This window comes from Pseudomonas sp. P1.8, assembly GCF_001269805.1.
In the GTDB taxonomy this organism is placed as follows: domain Bacteria; phylum Pseudomonadota; class Gammaproteobacteria; order Pseudomonadales; family Pseudomonadaceae; genus Aquipseudomonas.
The window spans coordinates 441,974-463,798 of sequence record NZ_LHVM01000023.1 but is presented as its reverse complement, the minus strand read 5'-3'; the positions used below and the strand labels follow the sequence as shown (position 1 = coordinate 463,798).

The following is a 21,825-nucleotide window of genomic DNA, read 5'->3' as shown; positions in this document are numbered from 1 at the left end:
GGCTTGCCAGCGAAGGCGGCGTGACAAACAACAAAGATGTTGGATGTCAGGGCCTCTTCGCTGGCAAGCCAGCTCCTACAGGGGGATTGCGGTGTGGCCTTACTCGATGAAGGTCACAACGCCACCGGCCAGCGACTTCACCCGGGCCAGTGACTCAACGCGATAACCCTGTGAATCCAGTTCCGCACGGCCACCCTGGAACGACTTCTCGATCACGATCCCCAAGCCTGCGACGGTCGCGCCAGCCTGTTTGATAATCGAAATCAGCGCCTGGGACGCCTTGCCGTTGGCCAAAAAGTCATCAATGATCAGCACGCGGTCGCTGCTGGTCAGGTGGCGCGGGGAGATCGCCACGGTGCTTTCGGTCTGCTTGGTGAACGAGTAAACGGTCGCCGACAGCAGGTTTTCGGTCAGGGTCAGGGACTGGTGTTTACGGGCGAAAATCACCGGCACGCCAAGGTTCAGGCCAGTCATGATCGCCGGCGCGATACCCGAGGCTTCGATGGTGACGATCTTGGTGATGCCCGAATCCTTGAACAGCGTGGCGAATTCGTCGCCGATCAGCTTCATCAGGGCCGGGTCGATCTGGTGGTTCAAAAAGGCGTCGACCTTCAGGACCTGGTCGGAAAGCACGATGCCTTGTTCGCGGATTTTCTGGTGCAGGGCTTCCATGAAGCTGTCCTCTGTTGGCGCCTTGTGCGCCCTAAGGTTTTAAAAAAGTGGTCAATTCTAGCGCTTTAACATCGCGCGTATATCCGCCAATGCGTTGTTTCCGCGTACGGCTTTGACTTCGGTCGGTGTGTCGTCGTTGCCTTCCCACGCCAGGTCGTCTGGCGGCAGTTCATCAAGGAAGCGGCTAGGCGCGCAATCGATGATCTCGCCATACTGTTTACGCTTGGCGGCGAAGGTGAACGCCAGCGTCTGACGTGCGCGAGTAATGCCCACGTAGGCCAAGCGGCGCTCTTCTTCGATGGTGTCGGCTTCGATGCTGGAGCGGTGTGGGAGGATTTCCTCTTCCATGCCCATGATGAACACATAGGGGAATTCCAGTCCCTTGGACGCATGCAAGGTCATCATCTGCACGCCTTCGGCGCCGTCTTCTTCTTCCTGCTGACGTTCGAGCATGTCGCGCAGGACGAGTTTTCCGATGGCATCTTCGACGGTCATTTCGCCGTCTTCGTCTTTTTCCAGGGTGTTCTTCAGCGCCTCGATCAGGAACCAGACGTTACCCATGCGGTAATCGGCGGCTTTGTCGCTGGAGCTGTTGGTGCGCAGCCAGTTCTCGTAGTCGATGTCCATGACCATGCTGCGCAGGGCCGAGATCGGGTCTTCGCCAGCGCACTGCTCGCGCACCCGGTCCATGAAGCGCTTGAAGCGCGACAGGCGATCGGTGAAGCGCGAATCCAGATGCTCGCCCAGGCCGATTTCATCGGTGGCGGCGTACATCGAAATCTTGCGCTCGGTGGCGTAGTTGCCGAGCTTCTCAAGCGTGGTCGAACCGATTTCACGGCGCGGCACGTTGATCACCCGCAGGAAGGCGTTGTCGTCGTCCGGGTTCACAATCAGGCGGAAGTAGGCCATCAGGTCTTTCACTTCCTGACGTCCGAAAAAGCTGTTGCCACCGGACAGGCGATACGGCACCTGGTGATGCTGCAACTTCAGCTCGATCAGCTTGGCCTGGTAGTTACCGCGATAGAGGATCGCAAAATCGCTGTACGGGCGGTCGGTGCGCAAGTGCAGGCTGAGGATTTCCACCGCCACGCGCTCGGCTTCGGCGTCTTCGTTGCGGCAACGGATCACGCGGATCTCGTCGCCGTGCCCCATCTCGCTCCATAGCTGCTTTTCGAATTCGTGCGGGTTGTTCGAAATCAGCACGTTGGCGCAACGCAGGATGCGGCTGGTGGAGCGGTAGTTCTGCTCCAGCATCACCACTTTCAGGGACGGATAGTCGTCCTTGAGCAACATCAGGTTCTCCGGCCGCGCTCCACGCCAGGCGTAAATCGACTGATCGTCATCGCCAACCACGGTGAACTGATTGCGTTTGCCGATGAGCATTTTCACCAGCAAATACTGGCTGGCGTTGGTGTCCTGATATTCGTCGACCAGCAGATAACGCACCTTGTTCTGCCACTTTTCGAGGATGTCGGCGTGTTCTTCGAACAGCTTCACTGGCAGCAGGATCAGGTCGTCAAAGTCCACCGCATTGAACGCCTTGAGCGTGCGCTGGTAGTGGGTGTAGACGATGGCAGCGGTCTGTTCCTTGGGGTTGCGTGCGTTTTCCAGGGCCTGGGGCGGCAGGATCAGGTCGTTTTTCCAGGCACCGATCATGTTCTTGATCTCGTCGACGCCGTCGTCGCCCGAGTATTCCTTCTGCATGATGTCGGTCATCAGGGCTTTGACGTCGGTCTCGTCGAAGATCGAGAAGCCCGGTTTGTAGCCCAGCCGCACGTGTTCCTTGCGGATGATGTTCAGGCCCAGGTTGTGGAAGGTGCAGACGGTCAGCCCACGGCCTTCGCCGGCGCGCAGCAGGGTACCGACCCGTTCCTTCATCTCGCGCGCGGCCTTGTTGGTGAAGGTCATGGCGACGATGTACTGGGCGCGGATGCCGCAGTTCTGGATCAAGTGCGCGATTTTGCGCGTGATCACGCTGGTCTTGCCGGAACCTGCACCGGCGAGCACCAATAGAGGGCCGCCGACGTAGTTCACGGCTTCTTGCTGCCGGGGATTGAGTCGGGACATACGTAAATTCAGGAGTCAGTCACGAAATGGGCCGGCATTTTAACAGGCTCAGCGAATTGTGCTGCTTTGTCCGACTTGTGACGTACAACGCCTTGCGTATTTGCCTGTTTTGATACTTTCACGCAGGAGGTGCAACAAATTTGCGGCAAATGTTCGTGATTCCAGATACAAAGACCGCGTTTTGATAATTGATGTCATTGCCATTGGTTATTGGCACGGCATAATGCCGGTCGCCTACATTTTTGCAGAGTCTAGGGAGCTAGCTTGTCTACGCCTGTCGAACCCTTGCGTTTGCTGCTACTGGCCGAAGAGCCAGCGTGGGCAGCGTTGTTGCGCGAGTGTCTGGCTCCGATGGGGAGCTTGGTCGTGCTCATCAGTGCGCCGAGCTGGGAGTCAGTCAGCAGCCTGTTCGATGACAACCGCAGCGCGGTGTTATTGACGATCCCGAAACTTCAGCCGGCGCCAGGTCGTTGCAGTCTGCCGACGGTGTTGCTGCTTGATTACGAACCCCTGACCCCACCCGATGGCGTAAGTGACTGGCTGGTTCGCGATCTGCTCGATTCCGGCATGTTGCGCCGCTGCCTGCGCCATGTGCGTGAGCGAGGCGTGCTGGAAAACACCTTGCAACGCCTGGCCGAGCAAGACCCGCTGACCGGCATCGCCAACCGCCAGGGTTTCCAGACTCTGCTGACCGCACGACTGGCGGAAAACGACGGGCGCGGTCTGGCCCTTGGTCACCTCGACCTCGACAACTTTCGCCACGCCAACGATGCCCTGGGTCATCAGGCGGGCGATCGCTTGATCCTGCAAGTGGTGGCGCGACTGAAAAGCCAGCTGGAGGCCGGCGATCAACTGGCTCGACTGGGCAGTGACGAGTTCGCGTTGCTGATTGACACCCGTCGCGCACCGCAGCGTGCCGAATGGATGGCCGAGCGCATCAGCGAGGCGCTGGCCGAACCTTACTGGGTCGACGGTGAAAGCCTGTTGATCGGCTCTAGCCTGGGCATCGCTCACGCCCGGGCACAGGCCGGTGCCGACCCGCTGATGTGGCACGCACACATCGCCATGCAGCAGGCCAAAAGCACCCAGGGCTGCACTTTTCACATTTTCAACCAACGCATCAACCGCAATGCCCGAAGCGTCGCCGATCTCGAAACCGAGCTGCGTCGAGCATTGCGTCGCGACGAACTGGAACTGCATTACCAGCCACGAATGAACCTTGAGGACGGGCAGATTGTCGGCCTCGAAGCCCTGGTGCGCTGGCGCCATGCCGACCGCGGCTTGCTGCCGCCGAGCGAATTCGTGCCGCTGGCTGAGCAAAGCGGCCTGATCGTGCCGTTGGGATACTGGGTGATTTCCCGCGCCTTGCGCGACATGCAGGCGTTGCTTGAGCTTGGGTTGCCTCCTTTGCACATGGCAATCAACCTGTCGTTTCGCCAGTTTCAGGATAGCCAGCTGCTGTCGACCCTGAGCCGATTGATTGCCGAGCGTGGCATCGAGGCGCAATGGCTGGAATTCGAACTGACCGAAACCGCCGTCATGCGCCGCAGCGATCTGGTCAAGCAGACCATGGACGCCCTCGGGCGCCTCGGTGTGCGATTCTCACTTGACGACTTCGGCACCGGGTTCTCTTCGTTCGTGCACCTCAACAGTCTGCCGATCACATTATTGAAGATCGACAAAAGCTTCGTCGGCGGCATGGAGCTGCGCGAAGAGAATCGCAAACTGGTCCACGCGATGATCAACCTGGCGCACAACCTCAACCTCGAGGTCGTGGCAGAAGGTGTGGAAACGCCAGAGCAGCTGGATTTGTTGCGCGGGTTTGATTGCGATCAGGTGCAAGGGTATTTGATCAGCAAGCCGTTGCCGCTGGCGGAGTTGGTGGAGTACCTGACGTTCGACGCCAGCCAGCAGCCGATGATGGAAATCGTTAGTTAAGGCGCCACAAGTCACCTGTAGGAGCCGGCTTGCCGGCGATGATGGCCTGACAGCCAGCGATGATGTGACGGTCAGATCGCTATCGCTGGCAAGCCAGCTCCTACAGGGATCTCAGTCTGGCTGAGCGACTGTGAAACCGTTCCGTTGCGCTGGCTCGCGCTCGATCATCCGCTTCATCTTCCACTCAAATCCAAGCGTCAGGCTCACCGCCGCACACGCCAGGCCCAGCGCCAACCCCCACCACACGCCCGTCGGCCCCCACTGCAAGTGGAACGCCATCCACCACGCGGCCGGTGCGCCAATCAGCCAGTAGCAACCCAGGCCGACCAGAAAGGTAGTCTTCGCATCCTTTAGGCCACGAATACAGCCCATCGCGATGGTTTGCACACCGTCAAACAGCTCGAACCACGCCGCCACCGCCAAAAGGCTTACGGCGAGGTTTATGACTGCTCGGAAGGCCGGGTCGCTGTGATCGAGGAACAGGCCGACCAACTGGTTTGGCAACAGCCAGAACACCATCGCGAAACACAGCATCGCCGCCGCGCCGAAAACGATACCGACTCGCCCGGCCAGCCGTGCATCCAGTAATTGCCCGGCGCCGAAGTGCTGCCCGATACGCATGGTGATCGCGTAGGAAATCCCCGCAGGCACCATGAACGCCACCGACACGATTTGCAGGGCGATCTGGTGCGCACCCAGTTGCGTGCTGCCCATGGTCCCCATGCACAGCGCGGCAAAGGCGAACAGCCCGACTTCCACTGCGTAGGTGCCGCCAATCGGCAGGCCCAGGCGCCACAATTCCTTCAGATACTGCCGGTTCAACCGCGACAGCCCCTGACGCAGCGGATAGGCGTCATACGCCGAATGCCGACGAATGTGCCACGCCAGCGCCAGCGCCATGAGATTGGCGACAATCGCCGTTACGAGCCCGATCCCCATCAGCCCCAGCTTCGGCAGGCCGAACATGCCGGTGATTAGCGCATAGTTGAGCAAAAAGTTGGCAATCGTCCCGCCCACACTGATGACCATCACCGGCGTTGCACGGCCAATGGCGCTGGTGAATCCGCGCAGGGCCATGAAACTCAGGTAACCGGGCAGTGCGAACGGCAGGAAGATCAAAAACTGACCGGCCGCGTTGACGTTGCTTTCGGTCTGGCCGAACAGCAGCAGAACCGGTTTGAGGTTCCACAGCAGCAAACCGGCAACGAGCGCCATCAGCCACGCCAGCCATAACCCGGCCTGGGTCAGCCGGGTTGCTCCGACGATATCGCCGGCACCCTGACGGATCGCCACCAGGGTGCCGACCGCGGCAATCACGCCGATGCAGAAAATCGACACGAACGAGTAGGTCGCCGCTCCGAGCCCGCCACCGGCCAGCGCCTCGGGACTCAGGCGCGCCATCATCAAGGTGTCGGTGAGGACCATCAACATGTGCGCCAACTGCGAGGCAATCAACGGCCCCGCCAGCCGCAGGATGGCCCAGAGTTCAATACGCGCTGGATGCTGCATGGTCATCACGCTCGAATATCAGAGAGAACAGGAAAGCGTCGATTCTCTGCGCTTTGCGGGGTTTGCACAAAGGGATAAAAAGGATGGATGGCATGATTCAAACTCATGCTGGAGAGTTTCTGCTAGGGTTGCCCAACCCCACTGTAGGAGCATTCCTGATGTCACGTCGTCTTCCTCCCTTGTATGCCCTGCGCGCATTCGAAGCGGCGGCGCGGCACAGTTCGTTTACCCGTGCGGCCGAAGAACTGTCGATCACCCAAAGTGCGGTCAGCCGGCATATTCGTACGCTGGAAGATCATTTTGCCTGCCGCTTGTTTCACCGCAGTGGCCGCAACCTGCAACTGACCGAGTCGGCCCGTTTGCTGTTGCCGGGCATACGCGAGGGTTTCACTGCCCTTGAGCGTGCCTGCAATACCTTGCGCGCCGAGGACGACATCCTGCGCATGAAAGCCCCGTCGACCCTGACCATGCGCTGGTTGCTGGCGCGTCTCAGCCGCTTTCGCCATCTGCAGCCCGGTAACGAAGTGCAATTGACCAGCGCCTGGATGGACATCGATTCCGTGGACTTCAACGACGAGCCATTCGACTGTGCGGTGTTGCTCGGCAACGGACATTTCCCGCCGGACTGGGAGGCGAGTTACCTGTTCCCCGAAGAATTGATTCCTGTGGGCGCCCCCAACCTGCTGAACGATCAGCCTTGGGATGTCACGCGTCTGGCCAACACTGAACTGTTGCACCCGACCCCGGACCGGCGTGACTGGCGCAACTGGCTGGAACGCATGGGTCTGGCTGAGCAGGTTTCGCTCAAGGGTGGGCAGGTGTTCGATACGCTGGAGTTGGGCATGATCGCTGCGGCTCGGGGTTATGGAGTGTCCATGGGCGATTTGCTGATGGTGGCGGAGGATGTCGCGCAGGGCCGTTTGAGTCTGCCGTGGCCGACCGCGGTTGCCAGTGGCGAATGTTACTACCTGGTGTGGCCGAAAACCCGACCGGGCGGCGAGCGCATGCGCCGGCTCAGCGATTTTCTGCAAAATGAAGTCCGGGCCATGGAATTGCCGGATGTCGAGCGCTTGAGCTGAAATGGTCTGCCCGGGTTCAGCACTTACTGGGTCGCCGGCCGATACTGCAGCGCTTCAGCCAGATGCTCTCGACGGATCACATCAACCTGCTCCAGGTCCGCCAGCGTCCGCGCCACCTTCAGTAATCGGTGCGCCGAGCGCAGTGACAGGGTCAACCGTTCACATGCCGACTCCAGCCAGTTTTCATCGGCTGTGGATAACGCGCAATGCCGACGTAGCCCCGGCAAATCCAGAAACGCATTGGCACAGCCCTGACGTTTCTGCTGGCGCTCACGAGCCTCGGCGACAAGCGCCGCAGCGCAGGCGCTGTTCTCACCTGGCTTCACAGTCGGGTTCAACGCTGTGACTTCCCGGGCGACCGTCAGGTGCAGGTCGATGCGGTCGAGCAACGGCCCGGAGAGTTTGTTGCGATAGCGCTGCACCATGTCGGGCGTGCAGGAGCAGCGGCCCGTGGGCTCGCCAAGATATCCACAGGGACACGGATTCATCGCCGCCACCAACTGGAATCGCGCCGGAAACCGTACGCGATCTTTCGCCCGGGAAATCACGATTTGTCCGGACTCCAGCGGCTCCCTCAGAACCTCCAATACTTTGCGATCAAACTCCGGCAGCTCATCCAGGAACAACACACCGTGATGCGCGAGCGTGATTTCGCCGGGTTGCGGTTTCGAGCCGCCGCCGACCAGCGCCGGACCGGAAGCCGAGTGGTGGGGTTGGCGAAACGGCCGCTGCGGCCAATGGCTCAGCGGCATGCAACTGGTGACCGATTGAATCGCCGCGACTTCCAGCGCTTCACACTCGGCCAGCGGAGGCAGCAAGCCGGGCAAGCGACTCGCCAGCAGTGTCTTGCCTGTTCCAGGTGGTCCGCTGAACAACAGGTTGTGAGCGCCCGCTGCCGCAATCAGCAATGCACGTTTGGCTGCCAACTGACCTTGCACTTCACTCAGGTCGGGGTAGGGTTTACTGGCATGTATCAACCCATCTGAAACATAGGGTTCAACGGGCGTATGCCCATTGAAATGAGCGACAGCCTCCAGCAGATGATCCACCGCAATCACCTTCAATCCCGATGCCAGACACGCCTCTTCGGCATTCGCCCGCGGCACCATCAGCGACCGCCCGGCCTTGCGGGCCGCCAATGCCGCCGGCAACACCCCGCGAACCGCCCGCACTGCGCCGGATAACGCCAATTCTCCAAGACATTCCACATCATCGAGTGTCAATGTCGGCACCTGCACACTGGCGGAAAGAATCCCCAAGGCAATCGCCAGATCGAATCGTCCACCGTCTTTGGGTAAGTCTGCCGGAGCGAGATTGAGCGTGATTCGCCGCGCCGGAAATTGCAGTCCCGAGTTGATGATTGCGCTGCGTACCCGGTCCTTGCTTTCTTTCACCGCCGCTTCAGGCAGGCCGACCATGGTCAGTGACGGCAGGCCATTGGCCAGATGGACCTCTACAGTAACGGCAGGCGCTTCCACACCCACCTGGGCGCGGCTGTGGACGATGGAGAGGGACATTGGTCGTTCCTTGAAATGACGGGGAGCCGCTTCCTGCGGGTTTTTCAAGGGTAGACATGAGGTGAGGATTTGGCGACGCGTCAAAGAGGGCGAATTTTCGCAGGATGTTTCTTCGAACGTGATCCATTGCCGGAGCGAGGATGCTCGCGATGATCGTTAACGAAAGCGTGCGTCGACAGGTTCAACGCGGCGTTCTTGAGTCGATCGTCGGAACTCCGCCCCGAGCAAGCCAGGTTGGCGGTCGTTGAGGCGGATGCGTAGTGGCCGGCGAAGGTCGCGGATGTTACTCGGTCGGTGGATTGAGCTTCGCTTCAAGCTCAGCGACCTTTGCTTCAAGGCTTTCCAGCCGAGCCCGCGTGCGCGCCAACACAACCATCTGACTATCAAACTCTTCCCGACTCACCAGATCCAGTTTGCTGAAGCCACTCTGTAGCAACATTTTGAACTGACTTTCGATTTCAGCTTTAGGCAGCGGAGTGTCGCCGCTGAAAAGGCGGGAGGCGGTGCCGGTGAGGGCGTCGAGGAAGTCTTTGGGCGCGAGCATGGGCGATGTCCTGGTAACGATGGCGGGCAGTGTATCACGCAGTGTCTATAGTGAATTTCGCGGGTAAGGGATGCACGGTTTTCGCGCATGCGGACGGACGGTCGCGCACTGTTGTTGTGCGTATCGCGCCGGGTGTTGCGGTGAAATTGCAGTCATCTGCGGGCAAGGGCTTGAAAACAATCGTTTTTGTAGAGATGGCAAGGTTTCTGCTTAGACGCTAGTGACCCATGCACTGATGCAGTCGCTGTGACGAATGCAGTGCGCCAAGCGAGACGGGGGAGTGTTTCGTAAGGGGCGTCGTACGGGCAGGTCAGGGCCGACGATGCGTTACAAAGCCAGGCACTGCGCTTAGACTTGAGACGGGTTTGTTTTCCTGGGGCAAGTCCACCTATTCGGGAGAGAGTTTTCATGAAGCTAGTCACTGCCATCATCAAGCCGTTCAAGTTGGACGACGTGCGCGAATCGTTGTCCGAGATCGGCGTGCAGGGCATTACCGTTACTGAAGTCAAAGGCTTCGGCCGGCAGAAGGGTCACACCGAGCTGTATCGCGGCGCGGAGTACGTGGTCGATTTCCTGCCTAAGGTGAAGATTGATGTCGCCATCGACGACAAGGATCTGGATCGGGTTATCGAGGCGATAACCAAGGCGGCCAACACCGGCAAGATCGGTGACGGCAAGATCTTCGTGGTCAATCTGGAACAGGCAATTCGCATCCGCACCGGCGAAACCGATACCGACGCGATCTAAGCCGCCACAAACCCAACGCCCCAGGAGAAAACAATATGACTCTGCGTAAATTCGCAGGGCTAGGAGCCCTGTTGTCCATCGTAATGCCCAGCCTTGCTCTGGCGGCAGACGAAGTGGCGGCCCCAGTCCTCAACTCCGGCGATACCGCCTGGATGTTGACCTCGACAGCTCTCGTGCTGTTCATGACCATTCCCGGCCTCGCGCTGTTCTATGGCGGCATGGTTCGGTCGAAAAACATTCTTTCCGTGATGATGCAGTGCTTCGCCATTACCGGTCTGATCAGCGTTTTGTGGGTCATTTATGGCTACAGTATCGCGTTCGACACCACCGGCATGGAGCAGGGCGTCGTCAACTTCAACTCGTTCTTCGGCGGCATGGGCAAGGCGTTCCTCGCTGGTGTCACACCAGCCAGCCTGACCGGCCCGGCGGCGCTGTTCCCTGAAGCTGTGTTCATTACCTTCCAGATGACCTTCGCGATCATCACTCCGGCGCTGATCGTCGGTGCGTTCGCCGAGCGGATGAAATTCTCCGCAATGCTGGTCTTCATGGGCGTCTGGTTCACCCTGGTGTATGCGCCGATCGCGCACATGGTCTGGTCCGGTAACGGCGGCCTGATGTGGGACTGGGGCGTGCTGGACTTTGCTGGCGGCACCGTGGTGCACATCAACGCCGGTATCGCCGGTCTGGTGGCCTGCCTGGTACTGGGCAAGCGCAAAGGTTTCCCAAGCACCCCGATGGCGCCGCACAACCTTGGTTACACCCTGATGGGGGCGGCCATGCTGTGGATCGGCTGGTTCGGCTTCAACGCCGGTTCCGCTGCGGCAGCCAACGGCACCGCTGGCATGGCGATGCTGGTGACCCAAATCGCAACCGCCGCCGCTGCGCTGGGCTGGATGCTCGCCGAGTGGCTCACCCATGGTAAACCTAGCGCGCTGGGTATTGCTTCGGGTGTGGTTGCCGGTCTGGTTGCCGTCACGCCGGCTGCCGGCACTGTCGGCCCGATGGGCGCACTGGTGATCGGCCTGGCTGCGGGCGTGGTGTGCTTCTTCTGCGCCACTACCCTTAAACGCAAACTCGGCTACGACGATTCCCTGGACGCCTTCGGCGTGCATGGTATCGGCGGTATCCTCGGTGCGATCCTGACCGGTGTGTTTGCTGCACCATCGATGGGTGGCTTCGGCACTGTGACCGACATCGCCGCGCAAGTATGGATTCAGTGCAAAGGCGTAGGCTTCACAGTGATCTACACCGCGATCGCAACTTTCGTCATCCTCAAGGTCCTGGATGCGGTCATGGGCCTGCGCATCACCGAAGAAGAAGAGGCAGTCGGCATCGATCTGGCGCTTCACAACGAACGCGGCTACAACGTGTAGGCACGCGAAAAAAATTGCCCGGCTTGCCGGGCATTTTTTTGTCTGGAATTTGTCATTGAAGGCAGAGCTGAAAGGATTTTTCCTTCCGGTTTGATGTTGTTTGCGTCGGGTGTTTTTGTGCAGCCAAAGGCTTACAGGATTGAAGGAATATTAGGGTCTTTGTTTTTTCCCAGAGCGCGCTAGAATGCGCCCCGAACGTGCGGAGAACTGTATGTGGCAACAGACTCTGATTACCTTGCGGGCGAGGCCCCGGGGCTTTCATCTGGTAACGGACGAGTTACTCGCCGGCTTGCCTGAACTCAAGGTTTGTCGGGTCGGTCTGTTGCACTTGTGGCTACAGCATACCTCGGCTTCGTTGACCATCAACGAGAACGCCGATCCGGCGGTACGTCGAGACTTCGAACGATTTTTCAATCGTCTGATCCCACAAGGAGCGGACGGCTATGAGCACAACGACGAAGGCCTGGACGACCTCCCGGCGCACTTCAAGGCCAGCGTGCTTGGTTGTCAGCTGAGTTTGCCGATTTCGGCAGGTCGATTGGCGTTAGGGACCTGGCAAGGCGTTTATCTGGGCGAGCACCGCGACCATGGCGGTGCCCGTAAAGTCCTCGCCACCGTATACGGTGACGGGGCGTAACCGCTGGTCACCAGCGGCTGTTGATTTTTTTCCGGCAACCTTCGACAGAAGGCAAAGCTGGGCTATAACTAATCTGCTTTTCGCAAGTCATGAGGTAGAACATGAGCGACGATGATCTGGAAAACGACGACCTCGAAGTAGGCGACGAAGACGAAACCGAAGAAGGTCTGGAAGCAGCGGCGGAAGACGTTGCTGACGACGATGGCGGTGACGATACACCGGCCCCGGCTGCCAAAGGCAAAGCCAAGGCGGCGGTATCGGTCGATGAGTTGCCGAGTGTCGAAGCCAAGAACAAGGAGCGCGATGCTCTCGCGCGGGCCATGGAGGAGTTTTTGGCCAAGGGCGGCAAGGTGCAGGAAGTGGAGGCCAATGTGGTCGCCGATCCGCCCAAGAAGCCTGACAACAAGTACGGCAGCCGGCCTATCTGAGCCTGCTTCCCGCTTGCTGAAAAAGCCCGCCGTCGCTGCGGGCTTTTTCGTGCCTGAAACAAAACCCTCAGGCCTGATGCAAATTCTGTAGGAGCCGGCTTGCTGGCGATGGCAACAAGTCAGTCAATATCGATGTTGAATGATAAAGCGCAATCGCCAGCAAGCCGGCTCCTACAGATTCGATGTTGCGTCGGTATTCCACCGCGCCAACAATGCCGGCAACTCGGTCAGGCTGCGAATCTGCGCATTGGGCAATCGCTCGGCTTCCCAGACCTTCCCCGCCGGGTTGAACCAGATCGCCCGCAATCCAGCCTGTTGCGCACCGGCAATGTCATCGCCCGGATGATCGCCGATGTGCACCGCTGTGTCGGCCGCCGCACCGCCGCGTTGCAAAGCCTCGTGGAACAGTCGCGCATCGGGCTTGGCGATGCCTATGTCTTCGGCACACAACGCAAACTTGAAGTAATCCGCCAGGCCCAGCCTACGCACATCGGCGTTGCCATTGGTGACCACGCCGAGGGCGTAATGGTTGGCCAGCACTTCGAGGGTCGGATGCACCTCCGGGAAGATGTCCAGTTGGTGCCTGGCGTGCAGGAATACTTCAAAGCTCTTGTCCGCAAGATCCGACGCCTCGCCATGCCCATAGCCAGCTTCTTCCAGCGCGTGAAACAGGACCCGGCGACGCAATGCACTGATGCGATGCTTGAGTTCCGGTTCGTTAGCCAGCACCCGTTCGCGGATCGACCAGAGATGCTCCACCGGGACAGACCCCAGGTTCGGCGCGTGCTGGGTTAGCCATTCCCGCAAAACGGCTTCGGCGCTGATGATCACCGGGGCGGTGTCCCACAGGGTGTCGTCGAGGTCGAAGGTGATCAATTGAATGCTCATGAATCGTCGCCCTTAATGCGTTTGGCCCGTGGGTGGGCGCTGTCGTAGACCGTGGCCAGGTGCTGGAAGTCCAGGTGGGTGTAGATCTGCGTGGTCTTGATGTCCGAGTGTCCGAGCAGTTCCTGCACCGCGCGCAGGTCCTGGGAGGATTCCAGTAAATGGCTGGCGAAGGAGTGTCGCAACATGTGCGGATGCAGGTTCTGACCCAGTTCGCGCTCGCCGGCAGCCTTGACCCGCACCTGAATAGTTCTCGGGCCGAGGCGCCGGCCTTGCTGGCTGATGAACACCGCATCGTCTGCCGGATTGGCCATTGCCCGCAGTGGTAACCATTGTTCCAGCGCTTCGCGGGCTTTTTTGCCGACGGGCAGCAACCGGGTCTTGCTGCCCTTGCCGAGCACCTGGACCATGCCGTCGGCCAGATCGAGCTGATCGAGATTCAGCCCCGTCAGTTCTGACAGTCGCAAGCCTGAGGAGTAGAACAGCTCCAGGATCGCCTGATCCCGGCGCGCCAGAAAGTCATCCTCCACCCCACCTTCCAGCAGTTGCAGTGCGCGGTCGGTGTCCAGGGTTTTCGGCAAGCGCCGTTCGCCTTTCGGCGGCGAGAGGCCATTGGCCGGGTCGTGGTCGCACAGGCCTTCGCGGTTCAGATAGTGATAGAGCCCGCGAACGGCCGACAGCAAACGCGCCAGGCTGCGAGACGATTGACCCTGAGCATGCAGACGGGCGATCAGGCTGCGCAGGCGCTGGATGTCGAGCGCTGTCCAGCTGTCAATGTTCTGTTTGGTGCACCATCCCAGCACTTTGTCGAGGTCGCGGCGGTAGGCCGACAGCGTGTGCGGCGACACCTGCCGCTCACTGCGCAGGTGTTCGCAGTAAGCGTCCAGTTGCCGTTCCATGCTCAGCGTACCGAGCGCAGGGAGCTGTTGACCCGTGGCAGTACGCGGCCCATGACTTCGGCGATGTAACTCAGGAACAAGGTGCCGACCGAGCTTTTGTAATGCTGTGGGTCACGGCTGGCGATGGCCAGGATGCCGTGGATGCCTTGATGGCTGATGGCGACAACGGCGGTGGAGCCGATCTGCTTGCGTTGTTCTTCACCGAACAGGAAGTCCAGTTCATGCTCGCGCAGGCTGCCGCTGACGCTTTTGTCTTCGGTAAGCAAGCCGCCGATGGCTACCTGTGCTTCGGCGTGGGTGGCCCAGCGGCCCACCGGCATGGCGTTTTCGCCAAGCAGGATGAGGCTGACGAAGGGCACCTGGAAATCCTGGCGCAGGCTGTCTTCGACCGACATCACCACGTCTTCCAGGCTGGCGGCGTCCATCAACGCGAGGATCAGGCGACGGGTCTTGTCGAACAACCGGTCGTTGTCCCGGGCGACGTCCATCAACTGCGAGAGGCGATGACGCATCTCGATGTTGCGGTCGCGCAGTATGGTCATCTGGCGCTCGACCAGCGATACGGTGTCACCGCGTCGATGGGGGATGCGCATTGCCGGAAGCAGTTCTTCGTGCTCGACGAAAAAGTCCGGATGAGCCTCCAGGTACGCGGCAACGGCCGCCGCCTCCAGAGTCTCGGACGCTGATTCGTCGGCTTGTTGTGTGGGTGCCTGAGGCTTATCGGTCATGGATTTCGCTCGCTCAAAGACGCACTTGTCCTTCATATACGCGCACTGCCGGGCCGGTCATCATCACCGGTTGGCCAGGGCCCGCCCATTCGATGGACAGACGCCCGCCAGGCAGGTCGATCAACAGCGGCGAATCCATCCACCCCTGGCTGATCGCAGCCACTGCAGCGGCGCAGGCCCCGGTTCCGCAGGCCTGGGTTTCCCCGGCTCCGCGTTCCCAGACACGCAACTGCGCACGGTTGCGGTCGATGACCTGGAGAAATCCGACATTGACCCTCGCCGGGAAGCGCGGGTGATGTTCGATTTTCGGCCCCAGTTCATGCACCGGTGCATTGTTGATATCGCTGACACGCACCACGGCATGGGGGTTGCCCATGGACACGGCGGCCAGATCGACTGATGTACCCGCGACGTCGACCTGATAACTCAAGGCCTGCTCAGGTGCCTGGAACGGAATATCCGCTGGCACCAGGCGTGGGGCGCCCATGTTGACGCTGATCTGGCCGTCGTTTCGCACGTCCAGTTCGATGACGCCGCTTTTGGTCTCGACGCGGATCTGCCTTTTTGCAGTCAGGCGCTTGTCGAGCACGAAGCGGGCGAAACAGCGCGCACCATTGCCGCACTGTTCCACTTCGGAGCCATCGGAGTTGAAAATCCGATAACGGAAATCCACGTCCGGGTTGCTCGGCGCCTCGACGATCAGCAACTGGTCGAAACCGATGCCGGTATGCCGATCGCCCCATTGCTTGGCGTGCTTGGGCAGAATATGCGCGTGCTGGCTGACCAGGTCGAGGACCATGAAGTCATTGCCCAGGCCGTGCATTTTGGTAAAACGCAGCAGCATGGCTTACTCCGGCAGCAGGCTTTCGCCAGCAAACAACTCGGCTACCGTTTCACGGCGACGCACTTCAAATGCCTGATCACCGTCCACCAACACTTCGGCGGCGCGGCCGCGGGTGTTGTAGTTGGAACTCATGACAAACCCATAGGCACCGGCCGAATGAACGGCCAGCAGGTCGCCTTCTTCCAGCGCAAGCTCACGATCCTTGGCCAGGAAATCGCCGGTCTCGCAGATTGGGCCGACGATGTCGTAAGCGCGGGCAGCCGAAGTGCGCGGGCGTACGGCAGTCACGTCCATCCAGGCTTGATACAGCGCCGGGCGGATCAGGTCGTTCATGGCAGCGTCGACGATGGCGAAGTCTTTGTGCTCGGTGTGCTTGAGGTACTCGACCTGGGTCAGCAGCACGCCGGCATTGGCGACGATGAAGCGGCCCGGCTCGAACACCAGCGCCAGGTCGCGACCGTCGAGACGTTCGCGCACGGCTTTGATGTAGTCGGCAGCCAGTGGCGGCTCTTCGTCTTTGTATCGCACGCCCAGGCCGCCACCGAGATCGATGTGACGCAGGTAAATGCCACAGTCGCCAAGGCGATCGACCAGGCCCAGCAGGCGGTCCAGAGCATCGATGAACGGCGGCAGGGTGGTCAGTTGCGAACCGATGTGGCAATCGACACCGACCACTTCCAGGTTCGGCAATTGCGCGGCACGCACGTACACGTCTTCGGCGTCGGCGATGGCGATGCCGAACTTGTTCTCTTTGAGACCGGTGGAAATGTACGGGTGGGTGCCGGCATCGACGTCCGGGTTCACGCGCAGCGAAATCGGCGCACGAACACCCAGTTCGGCAGCGACCACTTGCAGACGCTCCAGCTCGTCGGTGGATTCGACGTTGAAGCAGTGCACGCCGACTTCCAGGGCGCGACGCATGTCGTCACGGGTCTTGCCGACACCGGAGAACACGATCTTGTCGGCGCTGCCGCCAGCGGCCAGTACACGTTCCAGCTCGCCACGGGAGACGATGTCAAAACCGGCGCCCAGGCGCGCGAGGACATTCAGTACGCCCAGGTTGGAGTTGGCCTTGACCGCAAAGCACACCAGGTGCGGCATGCCGGCCAGCGCATCGGCGTAAGCCAGGTATTGGGCTTCGATGTGCGCGCGCGAGTAAACGTAGGTCGGTGTACCAAAGCGCTCGGCGATGGCAGACAGGGCAACACCTTCCGCGAACAATTCACCGTCACGGTAGTTAAAAGCGTCCATGATGTTCCCTTATTGGTAGACGTCGTGCTTGTGTGCCTTGGAAGCAGGCTGCTGTTGCGACGATTTGGCCTGCTCGACAGGGTCCATGTTCTCGTCGGGCAGGTACAGCGGGCCTTTTTGACCACAAGCCGACACGAGACAGGCAACCGCGACGAGCGCAGCAAGGGAAGAGATCAGGCGCTTCATGGCGAAATCCTTGAAAATGCATTAATTGCGCCGGAGTATACCGGCCACCCGACAGCTTGCCTATGCAACGGCCCGCCCGTCCGGCGGGGCTTGGCTGCAAGCACATCGAGCCCTGTGGGAGCGGGCTTGCCCGCGATGAGGCCATATCAGGCGCATTAATGTTGAATGTAAGGCCCCGATCGCGAGCAAGCTCGCTCCCACAGTTAGGTAGCTGGTCATTATCCTTTGCAATCAGCGGGGCTCGGTCGTATCTTGCGGCGCTTGAGCCTGATCAGACACTTTTTGAGGTTGCCGTAATGAGTTTGTCCGAAGCGCGTTTCCATGACCTTGTCGATGCCACCCAGCAAATCCTGGAGGACATCTTTGACGACAGCGACCTGGATATCGACCTCGAAAGCTCGGCCGGTGTGCTGACCGTCAAGTTCGAGAACGGCAGCCAGCTGATTTTCAGTCGCCAGGAGCCGCTGCGTCAGCTGTGGCTGGCGGCGGTGTCCGGTGGTTTCCACTTCGACTACGACGAAGAAAGCGAGCGCTGGATGTGCGACAAGAGCGAAGAGCAGCTGGGTGAAATGCTTGAGCGTATCGTCCAGCAGCAGGCCGGTGTCGAACTCGACTTCGAAGGCCTGTGAGATCGTGACCCAGCCAGCGCCCGTCCGTCCGCCCAAGCCGCTCTACAGCAATGTCAGCCCGGCAGTCCCTTCGCCGTGCAGCGGTGTGTGTCGGCTGGATGAGCAGAAAGTCTGCCTGGGCTGCTTTCGCCACGTTGAAGACATTCGCGAATGGCGCTCGGCGGATGACGAACGGCGCAGAGTGATCTGTGCGCAGGCTACTCAACGCAAATCCTGCGTCTGACCTAAAATCCTGTGGGAGCTAGCCTGCTAGCGAATGCGTTCAATCAGTCGACCTCTGATTGATTGATAAACCGCTTCGCTAGCAGGCTAGCTCCCACAAGGTTCCTCGGTTTCAGCACCATGGTCGCCCCTGGCTTGTATATTTTTTGAGCTGTGATAGTGTCCGGATACGCCTCAACCCATCGAGGCTCGTGAAAACCCCGCCTTCTTCTGGCGGGGTTTTGCTTTTTTCGTGCAGAAGAAAGGAGTCTGCCCTGATCATGACCGCACCTTCCATCACCCTTACCCGTCTGGACGTCCAGCGTCTGGAGCGCCTGATCGACAGCCTGGACGACACGCTGCCGGGCGTTATCGCGTTGCAAACCGAACTGGATCGCGCCGATACGGTGGTCGGCCACGATGAAGTGCCCGCCGATGTCGTGACCATGAACTCCCGGGTGCATTGCCGTGAAGAAGGCAGCGGCAAGGACTATCACCTGACGCTGGTCTACCCGAAGGACGCCAACGCCGACGAAGGCAAGATTTCCATCCTGGCGCCTGTTGGCAGCGCGCTGCTGGGACTGAAGGTCGGCCAACACATCGACTGGCCGGCTCCGGGTGGCAAGACATTGAAGCTGACCTTGCTGGAAGTTGAGTCGCAACCGGCCAATGGTGGCGCCTTTCCCGAGTGACCCCGTCAGACCTGATCGAGCGCCTCGTTCAAAGCGCGCTCCAGGTCAGCCTTGTAGCGCAGATACAAATGAGTGGAGCTCGGCCCGTCACCGAGCAGGCCGGACAGGTCCAGGTCGGTGATGTAGCAGCGGTAGCGCTCGGTTTTGCGCCGCTGCCCAACGATTTCCCGGGCGACCACGCTGAACAGCTGGTCGCCATGCTCCAGCTCCGAGAACTCCCGCTGATTGCAGTACAACGTGACTTGCACCTGACCTGGCGCGGCTTTGCCGATGATCGCCTGGACGTCGTAGAACGGTTTCTTGACCGGGGTTTGCGGGGTCGGTCGCGCTTCGATTCGACGAGCCCGTCCCGGACCTGATGGCAACAGTTGGCAATACCGGGTCTCCAGGCTCAGGGGCTGGGTCGCTTCCATTGGCAGCGAGGCTTCGCGCCGATACTGGATCGATTGCAGGAAGCGTTGCAACGGCATCAACAGGCTTTGCTCGTCGTGCCAGGGCAAACATTGCTGCCACAAGGCATTGAGCTCATCGAGCACGTACACATCAACCTGATCTTCATTGACCCGGTAGAACACTTGAATGCACTCCGGCTGGCCCATTGGCAGGAACAGCGCGAGGGCGTGGTCTTCCAGTGCATTGGGGTCCAGGTGCAGGGGACTGAAGCTCGGTCGTTCTTCGCCCAGGTAGTCGATCAGCGCTGGCAGCGTGGCCAGGGCTATGTGACGGACCTGGCCGGGCACCAGCTCCAGCACGTGGTAATGCTGCTGGACCTGGATCAGGTAGCGATGATTGAGCTGGCTGAGCAGCAGGTTCTGCGCGTTATCGAAGATTTCTTCCACGCGTTGCGCGATGAATTGCGCGCGGTTATGGCAGAAGCAACGCACCCGCAGCCTCGGTTGCTGCGAACCTGTAGGCAGGTTGTTGAGGTGATCGCGCAAGCAGTCGAGCAGGGCGTGGGGGCCGTCGTAGCGGCTGACCAGCACTTCGTTCCAGCTATTGAGCGTGACCTGATCCAGGGTCAGTACGAGGTTTTCCCTGACGCCGGCATAACTCAAGGAATCGGTGCGCTCGGTGGTCATCAGAATGTTCAAGTCGCGGTGGTGCTTGAGCGGATCGATCCCGACGTTTACCAAAATCAGCACTTCGCTTGGCACGCTCGCTCGCAGCAGTGTTTCTTCTGCGACGGTGGGCAGCGGCAGAGCAATGGTCTGCTGGAGGCTGCCGAGCAGGTTGAACAGTTCGAACTCGCTCAAGTCGCTGCTGCCAGGGTGCAGGGCCAGGCGGGTGCTGCTGTCGATCACGCCGTTGCGGTGGCACCAACCGAGCAGTTCCAGCAAATGGCGACCGCGTTTGATCGGCGCGAAATGCTCCCACTCCAGTGCAGTCAGGCTGCCGTTGTACAAACCCCATTGACCTTGCCCCGGCTCTTTTTTGTTTGGGGCGTGCACCAGCGTGAGGGTGTCTTCGGCCAGGTCCGGGGCAATGCCGGGGTTAATGACCTCTACTTTGCCGGCCTTGCGCTCGAACGCGGCGTACAGGCGACGGCCCAGGACACTGAGATCGCGTTTGTTGATCCGGCTGACGGTTTGTTCGTCGCGGGCGAACTGGGTCAGGAAGCGGTAGCTGTAATTCAATTCGCTGACCAGGGCTCGCCTTTCCGAGCCGACCTGGCGGACTTTCCATTGGCTGCGACTATCAAGCAATGCCAGTTGTCGCTGATCCCAATGCCATTCCCGGGCCAGCCGTTCAAGCAAGCAGCGTTGCCAGCTCTGGGTTCGGCTGCTGGTGCCGGTCAGTTTGCGATTGACCTTCAGATACAGGGCGCGGCGGACCAGTTCCAATCGTTGCGGTTCGTTGCGAGCAGTGAGGTATTCCTCGATGCGCCGGTAAACCACCATGTACGGATCGAGCTCGTCGAGGTCCAGGTGATTGGCGAATACCGCTTGCTTGAAGCGCAGGCTCAGGCAATGAACCCTTGGGTGTTCGCTGGCATAAACTTCGGTCAGCAAAAGCTTGAGAACCGATTTGTAAGGTGACTCGATGCCCTTGAACAACTGCCAGAGCCCGGCACCGATAAATTCACCCGGTGGAATGTAGGCCAGGTGGCCAAGATCGAGAGTTTCGTCAGCGCGGATGAAACGTTTTGAAATCAGGGCGTGTGTATAGCGCTCGTAACTCGACTCTTCGTAGACCGGTACCAGCCACCAGATCGGTGTTCGCCCGGCCAGCCAGATCGCGGTGCGATAAAACTCGTCCAGCAACAGATAGTGCTGGGTGGTGCCGCAATCTTCAGAGCTCAGTTGGGTATCGCGCTCGCCGCGAACGAAACTCACCGGCTCGATCAGGAAAAAGTGCGCCTCGGCGCCCTGGCTCGCCGCCCAGGTTTCCAGCAACTGACATTTTTTGCGCAATTCGGCGAGTTCGTTCTCGGTCAGGTCAGGCCCATGACAGACCCACACATCCATGTCGCTCTGATCGGCTTGCGCCAAAGTGCCAAGGCTACCCATCAGGAACAGGCCATGAATCGGCCGCGGCGGATTGCTGCCATGGCGTGGCTTGTAGGAAAAAGAGCGGGTCAGGCGCTGTGCTTCGGCCAGGAGATTGGTGTCCGGCTCGAAATTCGACAGCCCGGCCGGCGTGCTGCCCGAAACGTAACCTGGCAATAACGGATGATTGACGTGGAAAAACAGAGGCAGCAGGGTCAGGACCGATTGTTGGCGGGTCGATAACCCTTCCATGGCCCGGCCCAGACGGCCTTCGTTGAGTTTCAGAAAGCGTGCGCGCAGCTGGTTCAGAACCTTGCGGTCGATTCCCTCGTCCAGATCGGGGCGGATTTCATGGTTGCGGGTCATGTCAGCTCAAACCGGCTCGCAGGGCCCGGGCATGGGACTCTTCGGATGAGGCGCAGTTTAGCGCCTTGAGCCGAGGACTTTTAAGCTGATTTTGTTTTTCTGGCGTCAGATTTCTATCGTCAGGCGACAAAAATCAGAACGTATGCC

At 60.0% G+C, this 21,825-nt stretch carries 21 protein-coding genes; 9 read left to right on the top strand and 12 right to left on the bottom strand.

Going from position 1 to position 21,825, the window contains the following annotated elements:
- Nucleotides 1-99 precede the first annotated feature (99 nt).
- Nucleotides 100-672, bottom strand: a complete 573-nt coding sequence (locus AD668_RS26340) for a xanthine phosphoribosyltransferase (protein WP_008022089.1) — start codon at nucleotides 670-672, stop codon at nucleotides 100-102.
- Between the two features lie 57 nt (nucleotides 673-729).
- Nucleotides 730-2,739 carry a DNA helicase Rep gene (gene rep / locus AD668_RS26335; protein WP_053163799.1) on the bottom strand — a complete coding sequence of 670 codons (2,010 nt, stop codon included), beginning with the start codon at nucleotides 2,737-2,739 and terminating at the stop codon, nucleotides 730-732.
- Between the two features lie 264 nt (nucleotides 2,740-3,003).
- Here rep and AD668_RS26330 point away from each other — a divergent pair, with 264 nt between their 5' ends.
- On the top strand, nucleotides 3,004-4,677 hold the full coding sequence (locus tag AD668_RS26330) for a bifunctional diguanylate cyclase/phosphodiesterase (protein WP_053163797.1): 1,674 nt from the start codon (nucleotides 3,004-3,006) through the stop codon (nucleotides 4,675-4,677).
- A 111-nt stretch (nucleotides 4,678-4,788) separates the two neighbouring features.
- On the opposite strand, the gene AD668_RS26325 is transcribed toward AD668_RS26330, so the two are convergent.
- Nucleotides 4,789-6,186 carry a NorM family multidrug efflux MATE transporter gene (locus tag AD668_RS26325; RefSeq protein ID WP_053163838.1) on the bottom strand — a complete coding sequence of 466 codons (1,398 nt, stop codon included), beginning with the start codon at nucleotides 6,184-6,186 and terminating at the stop codon, nucleotides 4,789-4,791.
- 158 nt (nucleotides 6,187-6,344) lie between these two features.
- Here AD668_RS26325 and AD668_RS26320 point away from each other — a divergent pair, with 158 nt between their 5' ends.
- The gene (locus AD668_RS26320; protein WP_053163795.1) at nucleotides 6,345-7,265 is read left to right on the top strand and encodes a LysR substrate-binding domain-containing protein; all 921 of its coding nucleotides are present in this window, start codon (nucleotides 6,345-6,347) and stop codon (nucleotides 7,263-7,265) included.
- A 23-nt stretch (nucleotides 7,266-7,288) separates the two neighbouring features.
- Here the strand turns inward: AD668_RS26320 and AD668_RS26315 are convergent, their stop codons facing one another.
- Nucleotides 7,289-8,782 (bottom strand): YifB family Mg chelatase-like AAA ATPase, encoded by a 1,494-nt coding sequence (locus tag AD668_RS26315; RefSeq protein WP_053163793.1) that lies wholly within the window; start codon nucleotides 8,780-8,782, stop codon nucleotides 7,289-7,291.
- Nucleotides 8,783-9,065: 283 nt separating this feature from the next.
- Entirely contained in the window at nucleotides 9,066-9,326 is a 261-nt protein-coding gene (locus AD668_RS26310; protein ID WP_046038993.1) for an accessory factor UbiK family protein, read from the bottom strand.
- A 408-nt stretch (nucleotides 9,327-9,734) separates the two neighbouring features.
- On the opposite strand from AD668_RS26310, the gene glnK reads away from it, so the two are divergent.
- The 4 genes from glnK (at nucleotide 9,735) to sutA (ending at nucleotide 12,511) form a co-directional block, all read left to right on the top strand.
- Nucleotides 9,735-10,073 carry a P-II family nitrogen regulator gene (glnK, locus tag AD668_RS26305; RefSeq protein WP_002555808.1) on the top strand — a complete coding sequence of 113 codons (339 nt, stop codon included), beginning with the start codon at nucleotides 9,735-9,737 and terminating at the stop codon, nucleotides 10,071-10,073.
- 35 nt (nucleotides 10,074-10,108) lie between these two features.
- Complete coding sequence (locus AD668_RS26300; RefSeq protein WP_053163791.1) at nucleotides 10,109-11,446, top strand: ammonium transporter; 1,338 nt, start codon at nucleotides 10,109-10,111, stop codon at nucleotides 11,444-11,446.
- 211 nt (nucleotides 11,447-11,657) lie between these two features.
- Nucleotides 11,658-12,083, top strand: a complete 426-nt coding sequence (locus AD668_RS26295) for a secondary thiamine-phosphate synthase enzyme YjbQ (RefSeq protein ID WP_053163788.1) — start codon at nucleotides 11,658-11,660, stop codon at nucleotides 12,081-12,083.
- A 101-nt stretch (nucleotides 12,084-12,184) separates the two neighbouring features.
- Nucleotides 12,185-12,511: a transcriptional regulator SutA gene (sutA, locus tag AD668_RS26290; RefSeq protein ID WP_053163787.1), complete on the top strand. Its 327-nt coding sequence runs from the start codon at nucleotides 12,185-12,187 to the stop codon at nucleotides 12,509-12,511.
- A 171-nt stretch (nucleotides 12,512-12,682) separates the two neighbouring features.
- Here sutA and AD668_RS26285 read toward each other — a convergent pair whose 3' ends face one another.
- From AD668_RS26285 to AD668_RS29255, 6 genes are read right to left on the bottom strand one after another with little or no spacing between them, the layout of a single operon-like run.
- The gene (locus tag AD668_RS26285) at nucleotides 12,683-13,399 is read right to left on the bottom strand and encodes an HAD family hydrolase (RefSeq protein ID WP_053163785.1); all 717 of its coding nucleotides are present in this window, start codon (nucleotides 13,397-13,399) and stop codon (nucleotides 12,683-12,685) included.
- Nucleotides 13,396-14,295 (bottom strand): tyrosine recombinase XerC, encoded by a 900-nt coding sequence (xerC, locus tag AD668_RS26280; RefSeq protein ID WP_053163783.1) that lies wholly within the window; start codon nucleotides 14,293-14,295, stop codon nucleotides 13,396-13,398. The genes AD668_RS26285 and xerC overlap by 4 nt, the downstream gene beginning before the upstream one ends.
- Before the next feature lie 2 nt (nucleotides 14,296-14,297).
- Complete coding sequence (locus AD668_RS26275; protein WP_053163781.1) at nucleotides 14,298-15,023, bottom strand: DUF484 family protein; 726 nt, start codon at nucleotides 15,021-15,023, stop codon at nucleotides 14,298-14,300.
- 13 nt (nucleotides 15,024-15,036) lie between these two features.
- Nucleotides 15,037-15,867, bottom strand: coding sequence for a diaminopimelate epimerase (gene dapF, locus AD668_RS26270; protein WP_053163779.1), 831 nt, complete (start codon nucleotides 15,865-15,867; stop codon nucleotides 15,037-15,039).
- Nucleotides 15,868-15,870: 3 nt separating this feature from the next.
- Nucleotides 15,871-17,118: a diaminopimelate decarboxylase gene (gene lysA, locus AD668_RS26265; protein ID WP_053163776.1), complete on the bottom strand. Its 1,248-nt coding sequence runs from the start codon at nucleotides 17,116-17,118 to the stop codon at nucleotides 15,871-15,873.
- 9 nt (nucleotides 17,119-17,127) lie between these two features.
- Nucleotides 17,128-17,304, bottom strand: a complete 177-nt coding sequence (locus AD668_RS29255) for a lipoprotein (RefSeq protein ID WP_082344570.1) — start codon at nucleotides 17,302-17,304, stop codon at nucleotides 17,128-17,130.
- Nucleotides 17,305-17,600: 296 nt separating this feature from the next.
- Here AD668_RS29255 and cyaY point away from each other — a divergent pair, with 296 nt between their 5' ends.
- The 3 genes from cyaY to rnk all read left to right on the top strand — a co-directional run bounded on the left by cyaY (nucleotide 17,601) and on the right by rnk (nucleotide 18,826).
- Nucleotides 17,601-17,933 carry an iron donor protein CyaY gene (gene cyaY, locus AD668_RS26260; protein WP_053163774.1) on the top strand — a complete coding sequence of 111 codons (333 nt, stop codon included), beginning with the start codon at nucleotides 17,601-17,603 and terminating at the stop codon, nucleotides 17,931-17,933.
- Nucleotides 17,934-17,937: 4 nt separating this feature from the next.
- Nucleotides 17,938-18,156 (top strand): DUF1289 domain-containing protein, encoded by a 219-nt coding sequence (locus tag AD668_RS29245; protein WP_082344568.1) that lies wholly within the window; start codon nucleotides 17,938-17,940, stop codon nucleotides 18,154-18,156.
- Between the two features lie 259 nt (nucleotides 18,157-18,415).
- Nucleotides 18,416-18,826: a nucleoside diphosphate kinase regulator gene (rnk, locus tag AD668_RS26255; RefSeq protein WP_007911103.1), complete on the top strand. Its 411-nt coding sequence runs from the start codon at nucleotides 18,416-18,418 to the stop codon at nucleotides 18,824-18,826.
- A gap of 5 nt (nucleotides 18,827-18,831) precedes the next feature.
- Here rnk and AD668_RS26250 read toward each other — a convergent pair whose 3' ends face one another.
- On the bottom strand, nucleotides 18,832-21,678 hold the full coding sequence (locus AD668_RS26250; RefSeq protein ID WP_053163772.1) for a class I adenylate cyclase: 2,847 nt from the start codon (nucleotides 21,676-21,678) through the stop codon (nucleotides 18,832-18,834).
- Nucleotides 21,679-21,825 lie beyond the last annotated feature (147 nt).